Consider the following 276-nt stretch of genomic DNA (forward strand, 5'->3'; position numbering starts at 1 on the left):
CCGTGAATCCGACCTAGGCGTTCCAATTTTTCAGGTGCAAAACTTTGCACACCAATTGAGATACGTGTAACACCTGCTTTTCTGTATCCGGCAAAGCGTTCAGCTTCAATCGTGCCCGGATTGGCTTCCATGGTGATTTCAATATTCGGTTTAAACGCTATTCGATCTTCAATACCTTGCAGTAATCGCTTGATCCCCTCGGCAGATATCAAACTTGGTGTACCACCACCAATAAAGATCGAATGCAGTTTACGAGGATTATCAGCAAGCTTATAA

Annotated in this window: 1 protein-coding gene; it reads right to left on the minus strand. The window is 43.8% G+C overall.

The genetic code is table 11. The annotated features are described in order from the left end of the window. A partial coding sequence (locus tag O4H47_RS17905) for a radical SAM protein (RefSeq protein WP_269395386.1) occupies nucleotides 1-276 on the minus strand: 276 nt, incomplete at both ends.

Origin of the sequence: Maritalea porphyrae (assembly GCF_027213965.1) — a bacterium.
In the GTDB taxonomy this organism is placed as follows: domain Bacteria; phylum Pseudomonadota; class Alphaproteobacteria; order Rhizobiales; family Devosiaceae; genus Maritalea; species Maritalea porphyrae_A.